At 41.6% G+C, this 17,527-nt stretch carries 18 protein-coding genes, 1 tRNA gene and 1 other RNA gene; 14 read left to right on the forward strand and 6 right to left on the reverse strand.

Going from position 1 to position 17,527, the window contains the following annotated elements; translation table 11 throughout:
* Positions 1-70: 70 nt before the first annotated feature.
* From rluD to CRO21_RS08955, 3 genes are read left to right on the forward strand one after another with little or no spacing between them, the layout of a single operon-like run.
* Positions 71-1,120, forward strand: coding sequence for a 23S rRNA pseudouridine(1911/1915/1917) synthase RluD (rluD, locus tag CRO21_RS08945; protein WP_097078983.1), 1,050 nt, complete (start codon positions 71-73; stop codon positions 1,118-1,120).
* An 11-nt stretch (positions 1,121-1,131) separates the two neighbouring features.
* Positions 1,132-1,959 (forward strand): peptidoglycan editing factor PgeF, encoded by an 828-nt coding sequence (pgeF, locus tag CRO21_RS08950; protein WP_097078984.1) that lies wholly within the window; start codon positions 1,132-1,134, stop codon positions 1,957-1,959.
* Positions 1,960-1,984: 25 nt separating this feature from the next.
* Positions 1,985-2,542 (forward strand): flavodoxin family protein, encoded by a 558-nt coding sequence (locus CRO21_RS08955; protein WP_097078985.1) that lies wholly within the window; start codon positions 1,985-1,987, stop codon positions 2,540-2,542.
* Positions 2,543-2,559: 17 nt separating this feature from the next.
* Here CRO21_RS08955 and CRO21_RS08960 read toward each other — a convergent pair whose 3' ends face one another.
* Positions 2,560-3,432, reverse strand: a complete 873-nt coding sequence (locus tag CRO21_RS08960) for a DMT family transporter (protein WP_097078986.1) — start codon at positions 3,430-3,432, stop codon at positions 2,560-2,562.
* A gap of 132 nt (positions 3,433-3,564) precedes the next feature.
* Between CRO21_RS08960 and CRO21_RS08965 the strand changes: the two genes are divergently transcribed.
* Entirely contained in the window at positions 3,565-4,944 is a 1,380-nt protein-coding gene (locus CRO21_RS08965; RefSeq protein ID WP_228150405.1) for an aminotransferase-like domain-containing protein, read from the forward strand.
* A 27-nt stretch (positions 4,945-4,971) separates the two neighbouring features.
* On the opposite strand, the gene smpB is transcribed toward CRO21_RS08965, so the two are convergent.
* On the reverse strand, positions 4,972-5,448 hold the full coding sequence (smpB, locus tag CRO21_RS08970) for an SsrA-binding protein SmpB (RefSeq protein ID WP_097078987.1): 477 nt from the start codon (positions 5,446-5,448) through the stop codon (positions 4,972-4,974).
* A 126-nt stretch (positions 5,449-5,574) separates the two neighbouring features.
* Here smpB and coaD point away from each other — a divergent pair, with 126 nt between their 5' ends.
* The 4 genes from coaD to CRO21_RS08990 all read left to right on the forward strand — a co-directional run bounded on the left by coaD (position 5,575) and on the right by CRO21_RS08990 (position 6,930).
* Entirely contained in the window at positions 5,575-6,066 is a 492-nt protein-coding gene (gene coaD / locus CRO21_RS08975) for a pantetheine-phosphate adenylyltransferase (RefSeq protein ID WP_087621767.1), read from the forward strand.
* Positions 6,067-6,079: 13 nt separating this feature from the next.
* Entirely contained in the window at positions 6,080-6,340 is a 261-nt protein-coding gene (locus CRO21_RS08980; protein ID WP_097078988.1) for a YfhL family 4Fe-4S dicluster ferredoxin, read from the forward strand.
* Positions 6,341-6,368: 28 nt separating this feature from the next.
* Positions 6,369-6,788, forward strand: an RNA gene (gene rnpB / locus CRO21_RS08985) — RNase P RNA component class A.
* Between the two features lie 65 nt (positions 6,789-6,853).
* Positions 6,854-6,930: transfer RNA gene (locus CRO21_RS08990), tRNA-Met, on the forward strand.
* A 120-nt stretch (positions 6,931-7,050) separates the two neighbouring features.
* Here the strand turns inward: CRO21_RS08990 and CRO21_RS08995 are convergent.
* Positions 7,051-7,320, reverse strand: coding sequence for a hypothetical protein (locus tag CRO21_RS08995; protein ID WP_097078989.1), 270 nt, complete (start codon positions 7,318-7,320; stop codon positions 7,051-7,053).
* A gap of 489 nt (positions 7,321-7,809) precedes the next feature.
* On the opposite strand from CRO21_RS08995, the gene serC reads away from it, so the two are divergent.
* Positions 7,810-8,889, forward strand: coding sequence for a 3-phosphoserine/phosphohydroxythreonine transaminase (gene serC, locus CRO21_RS09000; protein ID WP_097078990.1), 1,080 nt, complete (start codon positions 7,810-7,812; stop codon positions 8,887-8,889).
* Between the two features lie 53 nt (positions 8,890-8,942).
* Here serC and CRO21_RS17550 read toward each other — a convergent pair whose 3' ends face one another.
* Both CRO21_RS17550 and CRO21_RS09005 read right to left on the reverse strand, forming a co-directional pair.
* A complete protein-coding gene (locus CRO21_RS17550) occupies positions 8,943-9,080 on the reverse strand; it encodes a hypothetical protein (protein ID WP_171294016.1) in 138 nt (45 codons plus the stop codon).
* Positions 9,081-9,116: 36 nt separating this feature from the next.
* Positions 9,117-10,043 (reverse strand): hypothetical protein, encoded by a 927-nt coding sequence (locus CRO21_RS09005; RefSeq protein ID WP_097078991.1) that lies wholly within the window; start codon positions 10,041-10,043, stop codon positions 9,117-9,119.
* Positions 10,044-10,300: 257 nt separating this feature from the next.
* On the opposite strand from CRO21_RS09005, the gene CRO21_RS09010 reads away from it, so the two are divergent.
* From CRO21_RS09010 to CRO21_RS09030, 5 genes are all read left to right on the forward strand, one after another.
* Positions 10,301-10,786, forward strand: coding sequence for a YaiI/YqxD family protein (locus tag CRO21_RS09010; protein ID WP_087621753.1), 486 nt, complete (start codon positions 10,301-10,303; stop codon positions 10,784-10,786).
* Positions 10,787-10,826: 40 nt separating this feature from the next.
* Positions 10,827-11,729: a DMT family transporter gene (locus CRO21_RS09015; protein WP_097078992.1), complete on the forward strand. Its 903-nt coding sequence runs from the start codon at positions 10,827-10,829 to the stop codon at positions 11,727-11,729.
* Between the two features lie 185 nt (positions 11,730-11,914).
* Positions 11,915-13,150: a lipoprotein-releasing ABC transporter permease subunit gene (locus CRO21_RS09020; protein WP_097078993.1), complete on the forward strand. Its 1,236-nt coding sequence runs from the start codon at positions 11,915-11,917 to the stop codon at positions 13,148-13,150.
* Positions 13,143-13,844 carry a lipoprotein-releasing ABC transporter ATP-binding protein LolD gene (gene lolD, locus CRO21_RS09025; RefSeq protein ID WP_097078994.1) on the forward strand — a complete coding sequence of 234 codons (702 nt, stop codon included), beginning with the start codon at positions 13,143-13,145 and terminating at the stop codon, positions 13,842-13,844. Before CRO21_RS09020 ends, lolD begins: the two co-directional genes overlap by 8 nt.
* A 157-nt stretch (positions 13,845-14,001) precedes the next feature.
* A complete protein-coding gene (locus CRO21_RS09030) occupies positions 14,002-16,515 on the forward strand; it encodes a DNA internalization-related competence protein ComEC/Rec2 (RefSeq protein WP_097078995.1) in 2,514 nt (837 codons plus the stop codon).
* Here the strand turns inward: CRO21_RS09030 and CRO21_RS09035 are convergent.
* Entirely contained in the window at positions 16,474-17,382 is a 909-nt protein-coding gene (locus CRO21_RS09035; RefSeq protein WP_265734859.1) for a lysophospholipid acyltransferase family protein, read from the reverse strand. The two genes, CRO21_RS09030 and CRO21_RS09035, sit on opposite strands and share 42 nt — an antisense overlap.
* Between the last annotated feature and the right edge of the window lie 145 nt (positions 17,383-17,527).

Genomic DNA, 17,527 nt, shown 5'->3' on the forward strand with positions numbered 1-17,527 from the left:
CTCCTCTGTGTCATGATGGGCAATCAGCTACAATACGCCTATTAAACCATTTTTATTGAAATGTGAGCAAATGACTTCCACGCAATCTGCACAAAATTCTACATTAATTACAGCTCAACCAGAATTTGAAGATTCAATAGATCTTCAAGAACAAAATTCTGAACTGCAAGCTACGCATATTCATCGCCAATGTCAATTGGATGAGCGTTATATTGGACAGCGATTTGATCAAATTGCTGCACAAATCTGGGATGATTTTTCCCGGGAAAAGCTTAAAACCTGGATGACAGATGGTGTTTTACGGGTGAATGGACAAAAAGTAAAACCCAAAGCACGCAGTGAAGGCAATGAAATTTTTACGCTGGATGTCGAGCTGGAAGCACAGCTTTTTAATCAGCCGGAAAACATTGCGCTGGATATTGTCTATGAAGATGACGATCTATTGGTGATTAACAAGCCGGTAGGTATGGTGGTTCATCCCGGCGCAGGCAATCCTACCGGGACGCTGGTCAATGCTTTACTTTATCATTATCCAAAATCAAGGGAACTCGCTCGTGCGGGTCTGGTACACCGGATTGATAAAGACACCAGTGGATTGCTGGTGGTGGCCAAAACGCTTGAAGCACAGCATAGTTTAACCCGACAACTTTCCAGTAAATCTGTCTATCGGTTATATGATCTAGTGTGTTATGGCCGAATTATTGCCGGCGGTAGTATTGATGCACCAATTAAACGCCATCCGGTCGATCGTACCAAAATGGCCGTTGTTAATGGCGGTAGAGATGCTGTGACACATTATAATGTGATGGAGCGCTTTCAGGATTTCACCTTGGTGCAGGCACAACTGGAAACTGGGCGGACGCATCAGATTCGCGTGCATTTTAGTCATATCTCTCATCCACTGGTGGGTGACCAAACTTATGCACGATTAAAGTTGCCAAAAGGTATCAGTCCCGAACTGGCAACTTATTTACAGCAGTTTAAACGTCAGGCACTGCATGCCTGTGTATTGGGCTTGATTCATCCGACCACAGGTGAGGAAATGGAGTTTGAAGCTGCATGGCCAGAAGACTTTGCAGAATTGGTCAATTTACTGCGGCAGGAAGCACGGGGACAATAATAGGACAAAACATGACAGAAACAGCTAAATCAGCAATCACTCGTTCAGATTTTTTTCAGTCACAGTATTGGCAGGCTGCAACGGGCTTGCCTGATCATATTTATGCCGGACAAACGCTGGCGATTGTGGAGAAAATCCAAGATTCTTCCAACGCTTCTGTTGTACAGAATTTTGGTCAACAAAATTTGGGATTACATGTCGGTGATGTTGCTGAGGCTGTTCAGCATCGACGTATAGCGCTACTCAAGCAATTACAGCCTTTTGGCGCAAAACGACTGCAATGGCTCAATCAAACCCATAGCACAACGGCTTATGTTATTGACGATCGACCAATTTTAACCCTGCAAGATGGCGATGGATTGGTAACGCAAAGTAAAGGTGTGGCCTTGATGATGATGACTGCCGATTGTCTGCCAATTGTGGTGAGTAATGCACAAGGAACAGAAATTGCCTGTTTACATGCCGGCTGGCGTGGATTAGCAAATGGCATCATTGAATCTACCCTCGGTAAAATGCAAAGTCAGCCTGCTTATGCATGGATTGGAGCGGCCATCAGTCAGCCGAATTTTGAGGTGGGCGCAGAAGTAAAAGCAGCTTTTGTTGATCAAAATTCTGATTTTGAGGCTGATTTTATCGCACAAGAAAATGGTAAATATCTTGCCGATTTATACGGTATTGCCCGTAAAAAATTACAGGCTTTGGGCATAGATTTGGTGACAGGAGGTGATCGTTGTAGCTATGCTGAAGATCAATATTTTTATTCTTATCGTCGAAAGGCTCAAACAGGACGTATGGCGACGTTCATCTTTATTTCTGCAAAAGATGATAAACTTGCGTAAATTATTTAACGTCTGCATTTAGATTATGTCGGTTACAGCGCAAGCCATAAGCTCCAAAATAACAGTCTGTGTGGTTTATCATAGTGCCTATGGCCATACTGCCAAAGTTGCTCAATATATTGCCAAAGGTGCCGAAAAAGCCAGTGCTGAGGTGCATTTTATGTCAGTTGCTGCAATTCAGTGGGAATTGCTGGATCAGGCCGATGTCATGATTATGGGTTGTCCGACTTATATGGGTAATATTACCGCAGCCTTTAAGCAGTTTATGGAAGACTCCTCCAAGCGCTGGAAAGCACGTGCATGGCAGGGCAAACTGGCTGCTGGTTTCACCAATGCCGGTGGTTTAAGTGGCGATAAACTTGCAGTGTTACAACAAATTAATTTGTTTGCCATGCAACATGGCATGCTCTGGGCAGGCATGCCATTTATGCCGACTGGTGATGGAAAAGAAGACATTAACCGTATGTCGAGTTTTTTGGGCTTAATGACACAATCGGATAATGATCATATTGACGTTACGCCACCGATCGGTGATTTAAATACAGCGGAAATGTTTGGGGCGTATCTGGCTGACTTAAAATAGATAGTTTTTTTAAGTCATCATGTTGCATAGGCATATTTTTTTGCAAAGCCGGCACAGCATAAAACTGCCAGCGTGATGACCACAAATTGCGGGTGAATGGTTTCATGTAAAAATAAAGCCGCCAGCACAAAACCAAAAAATGGTTGTAATAGTTGTAATTGCCCTACCGCGGCAATGCCACCTTGTGCCAATCCTTTATACCAGAACACAAATCCTAGAAACATACTAAAAATAGACACATACAGCAGGCTTAAAATTCCGGAAAGTTGTACATGCGCAAAACTTTGCGGTAGATAAAACACGGTAAAAATCAACATGATTGGTAGGGAAAGAATGAGTGCCCAAGCAATCACTTGCCAACCGCCAAGCGTACGCGATAATTTCCCGCCTTCGGCATAGGCCAGACCACAAACCATAATGGCACAGACCATCCAGAGATAACCAATCAGGTCGTTTTTGCTTTGGGTTTGCAGATAAATAAAATAGATAATACATGCACTGCCTAGCACAGCGAATAACCAGAATTTGGGTTGAGGATGTTCCTTACCACGTAGTACCGCAAAAATTGCTGTCGATAACGGCAATAAACCGATAAATACGATGGATTGTGCAGAACTGATATATTGCAGTGCTAAAGCGGTGAAAAAAGGAAATCCGAACACAGCGCCTAATGCCACAATTGCAATTGAGGGATAGGGCATGATTTGTGGTTTGTTTTGCTTGAATATCAATACCATGATCAGACTCAATATCCCTGCTATGCAAGCTCTGGCACCAGTTAAGAATTCCGGACTAAAGTCTGCTAGAGCAAGCCGTGTGGCAGGTAATGAACCTGCAAAAATAAGTACACCAAGTAAACCATTCAACCAGCCTTGTGATGCCTGACGCATGCGTAACCCCCTAAAAATAGGTTCACTTTAGCTTTGGATCGGGCCAGTCGCTATGTACAATCCAGTACAATTTAAGCTAACTGTTTGGTATGATATTCCAGTACAGTGTATTGAGCTGGAAACATCCTACCCATGACCAAAATAGAAAAATCCATGCACCATATCAGGCTGCAAATTGAAAATCGCAGTCTAATGATGGGCGCGCGTTTGCCTTCAGTAAGGACCTTAGCCAAAACACTGGATTATTCTGTTTCAACCATTGTCGAAGCCTATGATCGGCTGGTTGCAGAGAAGGTAATTGAGTCACGACAAGGTGCAGGTTATTTTGTGTCGGGTGCTCAGGCGGCTTTTCCTTATCATGACGTCGCAAGACCGACAGACCGTGAAATTGATCCTTTGTGGATTTCTAGGCAATCCCTGATTGCACAGCCGCATGTACTTAAACCCGGCTGTGGCTGGTTGCCCGAGCATTGGATGCCGGAACTCAGTATTCGCAAGGCGCTGCGAAAAGTGTCAAAACAACATACCGATCTATTGGTAAATTATGCCAATCCATGGGGGCATCAGCCATTACGCCACTGGATTGCCAGACGCATAGAACGACGCGGAATTCAAATTCAACCCGATCAGGTTCTGTTAACGGAATCAGGTACGCAGGCAATAGATTTAATTTGCCGGTTATTTTTACAGGCAGGTGATAGTGTACTGGTTGATGATCCGTGTTATTTTAATTTTCAAAGCCTATTAAATGTCCATCAGGTCAATATTGTCGCCGTACCGTTTCAACCCCATGGTCCGGATCTGGAGCAATTTGAGCAGATTGTACAGCAGCATAAACCCAAACTTTATATCACCAATGCTGGAATTCATAACCCTACAGGCGCAACTTTATCCACACATACTGCCTACCAAATTTTAAAACTGGCAGAACAGGCTAATTTAACCATTGTCGAAGATGATATTTTTGCAGATTTTGAAGTGGTTTCGGCACCTCGTTATCTGGATTTGAATGGTTTTGCCAATGTGATCCAGATTGGCAGTTTTTCCAAAACGGTTTCCGCTTCGATTCGATGCGGTTATATTGCTGCTCATCCGCGTCTGATAGATAGTTTGATAGACTTAAAAATTGCAACCAATTTTGGTTGTGGTTTATTAAGTGCAGAAATTATTTATACGGCATTGTCCGATAGTAGTTATCGAAAGTATCTGGACGGATTAAAACTGCATTTAGTCGATGCCATGAGTAAAACCATTCGACAATTGGGAAAATTAGGCATTACACCATGGGTGCTTCCCAAAGGTGGACTTTTTTTGTGGTGTAAACTACCTGAACATATTGATTCTGCCGAATTATCCAAAATCTGTCTGGCGCATCATGTGATTTTGGCACCCGGCAACGCCTTTAGCCAATCGCATAGTGCAAGTCATTTTTTAAGATTTAATGTGGCACAGTGTAATGATCAACGCATATATCAGGTACTGGAAAAGGCGATGCAGCAATTATCGGGATAAAGTTTCATCATAAATAAGACTTCCAGTTTATTTATGAAAAATCCTTGCCTTATCTCTTTGCCAATCACGATCTTTTTCAGTCTGACGTTTGTCATGTAACTGTTTGCCTTTCACCAAAGCAATTTCCAGCTTGACCAGATGACCTTTCCAATAACAGGCCAGTGGTACACAGGTATAGCCTTTTTGATTGACAGCACCAAGTAATGTGTCAATCTGACGGCGATTCAGTAATAGTTTACGAGTACGGTTGGCTTCAGCAACCACATGAGTAGAAGCCGAGAGCAAAGGCTGTATTTGTGCGCCAAATAAAAAGGCTTCATTATTTTTTAAAATAATATAGCTTTCGACCAGACTCATACGTCCGGCACGTAAGGATTTGACTTCCCAGCCCTGTAATGCCAGTCCAGCTTCAAATTTTTCTTCGATAAAATAATCATGGCGTGCACGTTTATTCTGTGCAATCGTACCACCATTGTTTTTTTTAACGACTTTAACATTAGCCATAAAAAGAAAATCTTCCAAAATATATTAATGCAGTAAACCACTCATCATAACATTTCAATAAGGACTTTAGCTAAAAAATCAAGTTTTTGTTAGAATATAAAAGATTTTTCAAAGAGCCTCTCTGCAATGGTTAAAACTCGAGTCATTTATCCAGGTACATTTGATCCAATTACCAATGGTCATGTTGATCTTGTTACTCGTGCATCCAGAATGTTTGATGAAGTGGTGGTCGCAATCGCCATTGGTCATCATAAAAAGCCATTGTTTTCGCTAGATGAACGTGTTGAACTGGCAAAACAATCTTTAAGCCATCTTTCCAATGTCGAGTTTGTTGGTTTTGATGGATTGCTGGTGAATTTTTTTAAAGAACAAAAAGCCACAGCAGTATTGCGTGGTTTGCGGGCGGTATCTGATTTTGAATACGAATTTCAGCTTGCCAATATGAATCGGCAACTGGATAATCAGTTTGAAGCGGTATTTTTAACACCTTCTGAACAATACTCTTTTATCTCTTCGACATTGGTGCGTGAAATTGCCCGATTAAAAGGCGATGTCAACAAATTTGTACCCAAGGCAGTGTGTGAAGCATTTGCACTCAAGCATCAGCAAGGCTGGTAAATAGGAAATAGGTATGGCTTTAATTATTACAGATGAATGCATCAATTGTGATGTCTGCGAACCTGTATGTCCAAATGAAGCCATTTACATGGGTGAGGATATCTACGAGATTGATCCTGACCTGTGTACCGAATGTGTGGGACATTTTGACCAGCCACAATGTGCTTTGTTTTGTCCGGTGGATTGTATTCCGCTGGATCCTGCGCATAAAGAAACAGAGCAACAACTGCTCCAGAAGTATCAAAGGATATTATCCGAAAAAAATAGCGCATAAACGGTATTTTTTTGCTAAGATGTGCGCCGAAGTGAGCCAGACGATCGCTGCTGTGGAGGTCTTTGTGACTAAAACAGGGGAGGAAAGTCCGGGCTTCAAAGGGTAAGGTGCCAGATAACGTCTGGGCGGCGTGAGCCGACGGCAAGTGCAGCAGAGAGTAGACCGCCAAAATCCCCCTTAATCCCCCTTTATTAAAGGGGGAACTCCTCCCTTTTTAAAAGGGAGGCTGGGAGGGATTTCGGTAAGGGTGAAAGGGTGCGGTAAGAGCGCACCGCATGGCTGGTAACAGTGCATGGCAAGGTAAACCCCACCTGAAGCAAGACCAAATAGGAATCCATTAGGTGTGACCCGCATCGGATTCGGGTAGGTTGCTTGAGCATGTGAGTAATTGCATGCCTAGAGGAATGATCGTTCTCGACAGAACCCGGCTTATCGGCTCACTTCACCAAATTTTTAATTATTTTTTTCTTGACGATGTGTTGAGAAATCAACATAATGCGCAAACAGTTTTTTGGCTATGTAGCTCAGTTGGTTAGAGCACAGCACTCATAATGCTGGGGTCACAGGTTCAAATCCCGTCATAGCCACCATTTTATAGATCATGCATCCCTGCATGATCTTTTTTTTTATAAAAACTTAATAATAAAAAAAGGTTGAGATGGGGGCATCTCAACCTTTTTATACACAACAAACGTTCGGAGGAGGGGGAATTATTCCTGCGCTTGTTTGTTTTGCTCATCTTCGATTGCAGCATCTTGAGAGGCTGGATGTTCACTTTGTGGTTGGGCAGCAACAGCATTCGGATCTTGTGTGCCATCTGCTTGTGTGGTCACAATCACAGGTTGTTGTGTACCAGCTTCCACTTCTGCTTGGCTAGAAAGTGTTGCTGGGTCTTGGGTGATTTCCTGAGATTCAGCTGCAAATGCAGAAATTGATAATGCAGATAAACCACTAATCAGTATAGCTTGAACGAGTTTCATATGTGTCATCCTTTTAACGATATTAGAAGTAATTGACTACACTCAAGATGCATAACTATGCGATAGCTTGAGGATAGGCAAGTTGCAGAATGTATTTGGCATCAACATTCGCTACTGAACGAATGCTAGGAGAAAATGCAGAAATTATGAAGTCTTTTGACAGTCGCTTAACAAAATGTTGTATACCCGAAACAATAAATCTGATTTTGTAACTTTCATGTGAAAAAAATCCCATACTTACAAAAAGAATTGTGTGGAAATATGAAAAAATGGTCAAAAAGTGATCTAATTATTTACTTATACTTAACAAAGGAGAGAGGGAGAGTAGATTTGCTTGGCACAGTTTTATATAGTTTTGTAACCTTTGCGTGATAAGAATCACGAAAATGATAGATATAACTGATTTTCTATACAACTCAAATTATGTTTAAATAGCCGTCTTTATCATTGCCGTCTTTAATCACCTCATTTAAGTTTAAGGGAAATCTCATGCGTGCTTATAATTTCTGTGCTGGTCCTGCTGCCTTACCGACAGCCGTATTGGAAAAAGCTCAACAAGAGTTATTGGATTGGCATGGTAAAGGGCTGTCCATCATGGAAATGAGCCATCGCAGCAAAGATTATGTTGCTGTGGCTGAAAAAGCTGAAGCGGATTTTCGTAGCTTATTAAATATTCCAGAAAATTACAAAGTACTTTTCCTACAAGGTGGTGCCTCCCTACAGTTTTCTGCGATTCCACTGAATTTACTGGGTAAAAATCAACAAGCCGATTATATCCATACCGGAATCTGGTCAGAAAAAGCTTTAAAAGAAGCCAAGCGTTATGGCGATATTCAGGTGATTGAAGCTGGAACTGAGCTTGATGGTAAAAAAGCCATTCGTGCGCAAAATGAATGGAATTTATCTGATAATCCGGCTTATGTGCACTATGCCGAGAATGAAACTATTGGTGGCATTCAGTTTCCCTTTATTCCCGATGTGGCTGTGCCTTTGGTTGCCGACTTATCTTCAAGTATTTTATCTGCACCGATTGATGTTTCAAAATTTGGTTTGATTTATGCCGGCGCACAAAAAAATATTGGACCTGCTGGTTTAACACTGGTAATTGTCCGTGAGGATTTACTGGATCAAGCAAAACCTGAAATTCCAAGTATTTTAAAATATGCAGATCAAGCCAAAAATGGCTCCATGGTCAATACCCCTGCAACATATGCTTGGTATCTCGCCGGACTGGTATTTGAATGGTTACTGGCACAGGGTGGTGTAGATGCCATTCATCAAATCAATCAGCAAAAAGCAAAATTATTGTACGACTATATTGATGAGAGTGGTTTTTATCAGAACCCGATTGCCAAGGACTATCGTTCATTAATGAATGTACCGTTTACCTTGGCGGATGCAAATCTGGAAAAAACCTTTTTGGCAGAAGCAGAAAAACGTCATTTGCTTAATTTGGCAGGGCATCGTTCGGTGGGCGGTATGCGTGCTAGCATTTACAATGCTGTGCCATTAGAGGGTGTAAAAGCTTTGGTCGAATTTATGCAAGACTTTGCCCGTCAAAACGGCTAAATCTAAAATTTAAAAACATAAAAAAATCGGTATATATGCCGATTTTTTTATGCTTAAAAAATAAAACGATGTAGAAACCACGCACTGATCATTATTCCTAAGATAAAAAACAGACAAGCGAACTTGTCAACTTTTAAGCCGGATAAAGAGAGTGCGACGACACGCTGAGGCTGTTGGACATTACTTTTCATTGTTATGCCTTTGTCATTACTGCATAAAAATTATACTTAAGTTGTAGTTGTATCATAAATTTTAAATTGAATCCAGATGTTCCCGCGAATATAGTCACCAATTTCAAATTGTTGCTGTTGTTCTGGATATGCAATACGCACAATGACCGGTTTGGATTTTTCTTCCCGCATCAATGCAACGTCATATAGAACAAAATTTCTGTCCATAAATTGTGATGACGTTTTACCTACAATATCGCCCTGAAACCAAGCTTCATCTTCTTGTCCCATTGTTTCGCCATAGAGATAGGCCACCATTTTGGAAATGTCCAGCGTAACAGGCAGTTCATCATCGGGTGAGGTGGGTTGCCATGCGGCAAGTAATTCTTGTAAATTATCAGGTGTCTCGCCGTGATGGTCGGCCAAAATGTCATTTAAGGCACGATGATGACGAATCGCTACAGGATCTTCAATCAGCATGGTCTCTTTATCTGGAACTGCTTCGAGTGCGTAGGCCCAGGCATTGATTTCAATATCATAGGATTGATTGGCATGATATTGTTGCTGATTAACAGCGTATAAGGTGTCATAGCCATAAATCACACTGCTATTTTCTAGCTCTACGCTTAACACTGCTTCATGATTGTCAGTACATGCCAGAATACGGGTAATTTTTGCCTGAATCTTGTAGGGACTTTGAAATACCGGAAAAGCTGTTTTTAATGATTTTGGACGATTATTTTCGACATCGACGATTTGTGCAACTTGGATATTTTGTTGCGGACCCAGCAACAGCCAGACATTTTCGGGTAAATCCTGCTCGGTTTTGCATAATCCCATTGGTGAGCTGGCTTGATCCAACGCCTGATGTAACCATTTTCCCACGTCCTGCTCGGGTGTTGCCGTAATGATTTTCCAGTGTTCGGCATGACCACCAAAATTTTCACAGTTCAGTGCGATGGTTTCAGGTTGTTGATTGCTCATAATGATCCAATATTTAAAAATAGTTATCTTTCTATTAAATAAGGGAAAGGACAGTTTTTTCAAGAGCTAAAAAGTTATTGCTAAAGACAAATTATTAATTCAAATGATTTTTGCTGAAAAAATGAGCAAAAATATGGGTTTTATTGATAATGATGGGGTAAAGACGGAAGAGGTCACTGACTAAAAGAAAAAACAGGACGTTGATAAAAACTCATATACAATGAGGACAATTTTGTTTGATTTACTTTTTGATTACCATGTCCACCACACCAAAATTCCAGCTCTGGGTTGATGCTGATGCTTTGCCCAATGTCCTAAAAGACGTGATTTTACGTGCTTCTGATCGGTTTATGCTGAATATTATTTTTGTCGCCAATCAACCGTTGAATATTCCCCGTTCTACACGTATTAATACCCTACAGGTATTATCCGGAGCGGATGAGGCGGATAAAACCATTGTTGAGAAAATGCAGGGCAATGATATTGTGGTAACACAGGATATTCCGCTTGCTGCACAGGTGATTGAAAAGGGTGGTGTTGCCATTCACCCACGTGGTGAAATTTTTACCGAAAGTAATATTAAGGCCCGGTTGCATTTGCGCGATTTTATGGATACTTTACGCGGTGCCGGCGTGCAAACCGGTGGTCCTGCACCGATGAATATCAGGGATAAACGCGAATTTTCCAATGCACTGGAACAAACTATTCGTAAGCAAATACAAAAAACAAAGATCGAACATTAGGATTAAAGACAAATTGATCATATTAAGATGGGATGTATAAATGGCGATTAGCAAACAAAATGCCATATTTACTTATATCATTCTGGTTTTTATCTGGGCGTCTACACCACTGGCGATTGTTTGGAGTGTGGAAAGTATGCCTGCACTCTGGTCTATGGTCTTTCGTTTCTTGTTGGCGTTGCCTTTAACCTTTTTTGTCTTGTGGCTGTTTAAATCGCCTTTGCCTTTACATCGTCAGGCATGGCTTAGTTATCTGGCGGGCAGTTGTAGCCTGATTGTTTCGCAAACATTTACCTACATGGCAACAGCTTATTTGTCATCGGGCATTATTGCGCTGATGTTTGGTTTGGCGCCGATTATTGCAGGTTTGATCGGAGTATTATGGTTTTCACTACGATTAAGTGCGGTGCAATGGCTGGGCATGTGTATTGCCTTGTTGGGCTTGGGTAGTATCTGTTTATTTGCGCAACAATCCATGCATTTTAGTTTGTATGGGATCGCCTTGATGCTGATGAGTGTTTCGGTCTATTGTTTATCAATTTATCTGGTGAAAAAGGTCAATGCCAACGTCACGCCTTTTGCTCAGGCCACAGGCTCAATTCTATGCTCAACAGTCATGGCGATCTGTATAGTGCCTTTTATCTGGCAGGATTTTCCCACACAGTTGCCATCTTTAAAATCCATACTGGCACTGTTTTATACTGTGATAATGGCATCTATTGTCGCCATGTTCTGCTATTTTAAACTGGTGCAAAATATTTCTGCCACGACCTTGTCACTCACCACAGTTTTAACGCCGATTATTGCCTTGGTGATTGGGGCTGCATTGAATCATGAACATCTGACTTTTACCACTTATGCCGGTGTCATGGTGATTTTCATCGGAATAGCACTGTATTTTTGGCGGGATATCAGTGCAAAGTTGCGCTTGGTATCAAAATAAATGATCCCGAAAAGATATTGAATATTTCTTTCACTTCAAATTGCCTTTAAATTTAAAGAGTTTTGTTTGAATTATGCAAGTACGATAATTTATCATGCTAACATTCTGCGCAAAGATGATATGGCTGTAAGGTTATTTTCCCAAAAGCTATAAATATAGAAATTAAACTCTGGATATAAGGTCGTATGTTTAAACCGATCTCGCTATTTGTTGGGCTGCGTTATACTCGGGCTCGACGCAGTAATCATTTTATTTCCTTTATCGCACTGGTTTCCATGATCGGCTTGATGCTTGGCGTCGCTGTATTGATTACTGTGCTTTCGGTGATGAATGGTTTTGACCGTGAACTCAAAAATCGTGTGCTGGGTATGGTGCCACAGGCGACTGTCTCGTCGAGTCATATCGTGACGGATTGGCAGGAGATGATTCCGGCACTGGAAAAATATCCGCATGTCAAAGGTGCAGCACCTTTTACCCAGTTACAGGGGATGTTGACTGCACAGGGACAGGTATCGGGTATTCTGGTCAACGGGATTGATCCCAAATATGAACCCAAGGTTTCAATCATTCAGGATTATATGGTTGCAGGTTCACTGAATGATCTGAAAGATGGCGAGTATGGCATTATTCTGGGTAAATCTCTGGCGGATGCCTTGGGATTACAACTGCACGATAAAATTACGCTGGTTTTACCTGAAGCCACGCCTTCACCTGCTGGTGTAGTCCCCCGTTTTAAACGCTTTACCATTGTCGGGATATTTAGTATTGGTGCAGAAGTTGATGGCATGATGGGTTATATCTCATTAAATGATGCATCGACCTTATTGCGTTTACCCAATGGCGCACAAAGTATTCGGCTAAAACTGGATGATATTTTTGCGGCACCGGAAGTGGTTCAGAGTGTGTTAAAAGATTTGCCACCTTATTTCTATGGTTCTGATTGGACCTACACGCATGGCAATTTATTCAGTGCCATTCAAATGGAAAAGGCCATGGTCAGTCTGCTACTGTTTTTGATTGTACTGGTGGCAGCATTTAATATCGTTTCATCCCTAGTGATGGTGGTGACCGATAAAAAAGCCGATATTGCTATTTTGAGAACGCTGGGTGCTTCACCGGCTACGATTACTCGTATTTTTATGGTACAGGGCACAGTGATTGGTGTGATTGGAACATTGTCGGGTGCAGTGCTTGGGGTCATTCTGGCAACATCAATCAGTGGTATTTTGGGCTGGATTAATAATGTGCTCGGCTTAAATTTATTTGCGGCTTACTTTATTAACTATTTGCCATCGGAATTGTTATGGCGAGATGTATTTGTGATTGTTGGTTTATCTCTGATCTTGAGTTTCCTTGCGACCATTTATCCTGCGCTACGTGCAGCAAAAATTCAACCTGCGGAGGCTTTACGCTATGAGTAGTCATATCAAGAGTGGTCAGGTGATTCTTGCAGCAAAAGATGTATATCGTAGTTTTGATGATGGCCGCAATCAGGTCGAGGTATTAAAAGGCATCAATCTGGAGGTGCTTCGGGGTGAATTTGTTGCGGTAATTGGTGCCAGTGGTTCGGGTAAAAGTACTTTATTACATGTACTTGGTGGATTGGATCGTCCTAGCAAAGGTGAAGTCATACTGAATGGTCAACGTTTTGATCATCTTGATGAAACCACACGCGGTAATTTGCGTAATCAGCATTTGGGTTTTGTTTATCAATTTCATCATTTATTACCGGAATTTTCTGCACTGGAAAATGTCTGTATGCCGTTGATGCTACGCCAAGGTACCGAGTTTAAGCAGGTCAAACAAAAAGCTGAAAAATTGCTGGATCAGGTCGGATTATCTCATCGTTTGACCCATAAGCCCGGCGAACTTTCCGGTGGTGAGCGGCAACGTGTGGCACTTGCCCGTGCGCTGGTGACAGAGCCGGAACTGGTACTGGCCGATGAACCGACAGGAAATCTGGATCGCCATACCGCAGAAGGGATTTTTGACTTACTGACCGAATTGCGTAAAGAACATAATATGGCGATGTTGGTCGTAACCCATGACGAGTCTTTGGCAAAATCCGCAGATCGTATCTTACAGATGCGAGATGGTCGCTGGTTTGAAAATTAAGCTCGCTTTTTTGGCAAAAGTTTTAGCAAAAGCGTGTTATTAAATCTGAATGGATAACAGAACATTTAACACGCATTAAAATTACGTTAATATCAAAATAATCAATACACACGATAATGATGTGTGAACAACAAAAACAAATTGAGTAGCCATAATAATGATTCGATGGTTATGTATCGGATGGATTGCTGCGATCAGCTGTATTGGATTGACGCAAAGTTTTTTTCAATATTGCCATGCATCAGTGTGGTGGTTTTCCTTATTTTTTGCCTTGATTCTCTATTATCTACTCTGGTTTAAGGATTATTCCCGATCTTATTTTATTCTTTCATTTTTGTTAAAAAGCATTGCCGTGCTTTCTATTTTTGCCTTGGGTTGGTCCTATGCCGATCACCAATTGAAGCAACGACTGGCCGATGAAGTGCATTACAGACAAACAGTGGACGGCATTGTTTATATTCAAAGTATCAGTGATGGAAAACTGGAAAATTGGCGACAAAATGCCGAATTATTAATTCCCAATGAAAAGAAAAGTTTAAAAATATTGCTCTATCCAAAGCGGATTTATAATGCAGTAGGTGAGGCGATTGGCTTAAGCACAGAAAAATTACAGCTGGGTCAGTTTTATCAGGTCACTGTCGATATTAAACCGCCGCATGGTTATGTTAATCCCGGTGGTTTTGATCAGGAAAAATGGCTATTACAAAACGGCATCCATGGCACAGCGACTGTTCTGTATAGCCAGCCTTTAAGTGCAGATGAAATCCAGCGTATGGGCTGGTATCGTTTTGTGGTGGAGCAACAACGGCCTTTGGCACAGTGGCAGTTATGGATTGAACAGTTACGCTTGAGCTATCGGCAGCAATTGGTGAGTGATACGGCTGCCAATCAAAATAAAGCGCTATTATTGGGTTTATTGACTGGGGATCGTAGCGGGATCAGTAAAGATAGCATTGAATTGTATCAGATGATGGGCATCAGCCATTTACTGGCAATTTCAGGTCCGCATGTGTTGATTCTTGCCGCCATGTTGACATGGCTTTTGATGCAGATTTTACATGCATTGATGCGACGTGGCATATGTCGCAATCTTTATCAGTATATCCCAAAACCTTATGTCTATTTACCGATCTTTTTAGCTTGTGTCAGTTTTTATGTGGCATTTACCGGATTTGAAATTCCGGCCGTGCGTACATGGCTTATCGTATTCATCTGTAGTTTGGCATTGTTATTACGGATCAGGATTTCTCCTTTTACCACGTTGTTATGTGCTGCCTGTGTAGTGCTATGGTGGGATTGTTTTGCGATTTTATCGGCAGCATTCTGGTTGTCTTTTGGGGCTTCGGCCATTCTTTTATTGATCTATCAGCAAGTTCAGGCGAAACAGCAAGATCCTTCTCTTGGTGTAATTGAACGTTTTAAGATTTTGATTGCGCTGTTATGGCAATCGCAGTGGCGTATTTTTATTGCGCTTTTACCTATCGTGTTATGGCAGTTTCAGGCGGTTTCGTTGATTTCACCTGTGATCAATTTAATTGCCATTCCATTTTTAAGTCTGGTGATTGTACCGCTTGATATTATTGCTGCGTTGATCTGGCTGATTATTCCGAGTCTTGGACATCTGATCTGGTCGATGGCCGCTTTTTTGCTGGCGATGTTTAATCATGTTTTATTGCTTTTGCAACCTGTTGCAGCGTGGTTGTATCTGCCAAGCTATCTTAATGTTTTTGGTTTGCTCAGTCTAAGCATTGGCATCATATTGATTTCTTTACCCAAAGGATTGATTCCCCGATATTGGGCAGCTTTTTTCATCTTGCTGACGTTTATTCCACAAAAGCGTGCGCTATTACAGTTTGATATTTTGGATGTCGGGCAAGGGCAGGCAACGTTGCTTAGAACAGCAAATCATCAGCTATTGATTGATACGGGTGGACCAGCTTGGCAGGAAGGACAAGCATCGATGGGAGATCGGGTAATTGTGCCATTTTTACGCAGTCAGGGCATACGTTCATTGGATGAGATTTTATTGTCACATTTAGATCTGGATCATAGTGGTGGCGCAGCCGCGGTGATTGATCATATTCGGGTCAAACAGTTACGCAGTAATAGCTATGATAAAGTGTTGACCAATTATCCAGAGGTTCCCTTCATACGTTGCGATCAGGGGCAAGCCTGGCAATGGGATGACGTCCAAGTAGAGATTCTTTTTCCAAAAGAAAATTATTCACGGCACAATCAGAATGAATCTTCCTGTGTGGTATTGATTCAAACACAAATGTTGGGACAACCGTTTAAGATTTTGGTGATGGGCGATCTGGGCTGGGAAGGTGAATTTTATCTGTTGCAGGATTATCCTGATTTAACTGCTGATATTTTGGTGCTTGGCCATCATGGTAGTCGGCATAGTTCTGCCTATGATTTTCTGGCGCAGGTTAATCCCAAACTGGCTGTGATTTCGGCAGGCTTTGATAATCGCTATGGACATCCTACGCCTGAAACACTGGCCCGATTACAGGCATTGAATATTGCTTATGTGAATACCGCAGATTTAGGTGCGATTCATATTGAATTAGAACAGCATCAATCCATCTGGTCATGGCGTAGTGCACGTGCCACACGACAGTGGTTATTACCCAAAAGTACTGCTTTGCGTCTGGATTTGGCGAATTAATGCGAGTGCCTTGTCGTTTGGAAGGGTGTACAGGGCAGAGGTGGCGGGATTGGCCTTAAAGCGTTTATAACTCCAGTGGTAATGCTCCGGATAACGCTGGATCAATGCCTGCATGGTTTTATGAATCAGTAATGTGCCATTTTTACTGGTGTCATAAATTTCAGCCGACATTGGTTCAATAAACATATCAAAGCCTTCATTTTCATTACGCAGGGCATAGAGTAATAGGGCTTTGGCTTTGGTTTTTTGAATCATTTTGGCACTTAACTGGCTGGAATGAAGCGGAACGCCAAACCAGTTGATGAGTTCACCACCATGATCCGGACTATGATCTGGTAAAATTGCCGTAATGCCACCAGATTTAAGCGCCTTGAATATATGCTTAACCCCAGTTTCATTGGTGGGAACTAGATGTGCCTGTTCACGGCTGCGTGCCTGTAAAACAAATTCATTCACTGCTGAATTTTTTAGGGGTTTATACATAATGGTCATCGGGGTAAATTGACTAACCCAGGCATTCATAATTTCCCACGTGCCGAAATGTGGCACAATTAAAACAATCCCCTGTTTGGCTGCCAGTGCTTCATGTAAATATTCTTCACCCGTGACAGAATGAACCATGGCAATATTTTTTTCGGTACGGTTGCCCCAGATATGAATAAATTCAAAATAGGATTTTAGTTCATTGATGGCCGAAGATTGATAAATCTGTTGTATTTTTTCAGGTGAAGCATCGGGAAACGCAATTTCGATATTAAGCTTGGCATATCGGGGTGTTTTTACTGGAATAATTTTAGTAACCAGTACAATTATGCCTGTGGCACAAGTTTGTAATAGTTTTAAGGGTAACTTGCTGATAAAACGCATGCTGGTTACCAAGCCATCTAATTGTTTCTGCATCATAAAAAAAGAAAAAATGTCAATATTTTCACATTATAAACTTATTTGTCTAAATTTAGGTGTGATAAGTCGATTATCTATGCAAGATTTTTGACAACCTGTTAGAGTAATG

Origin of the sequence: Acinetobacter puyangensis (assembly GCF_900096995.1) — a bacterium.
Classification (GTDB): domain Bacteria; phylum Pseudomonadota; class Gammaproteobacteria; order Pseudomonadales; family Moraxellaceae; genus Acinetobacter; species Acinetobacter puyangensis.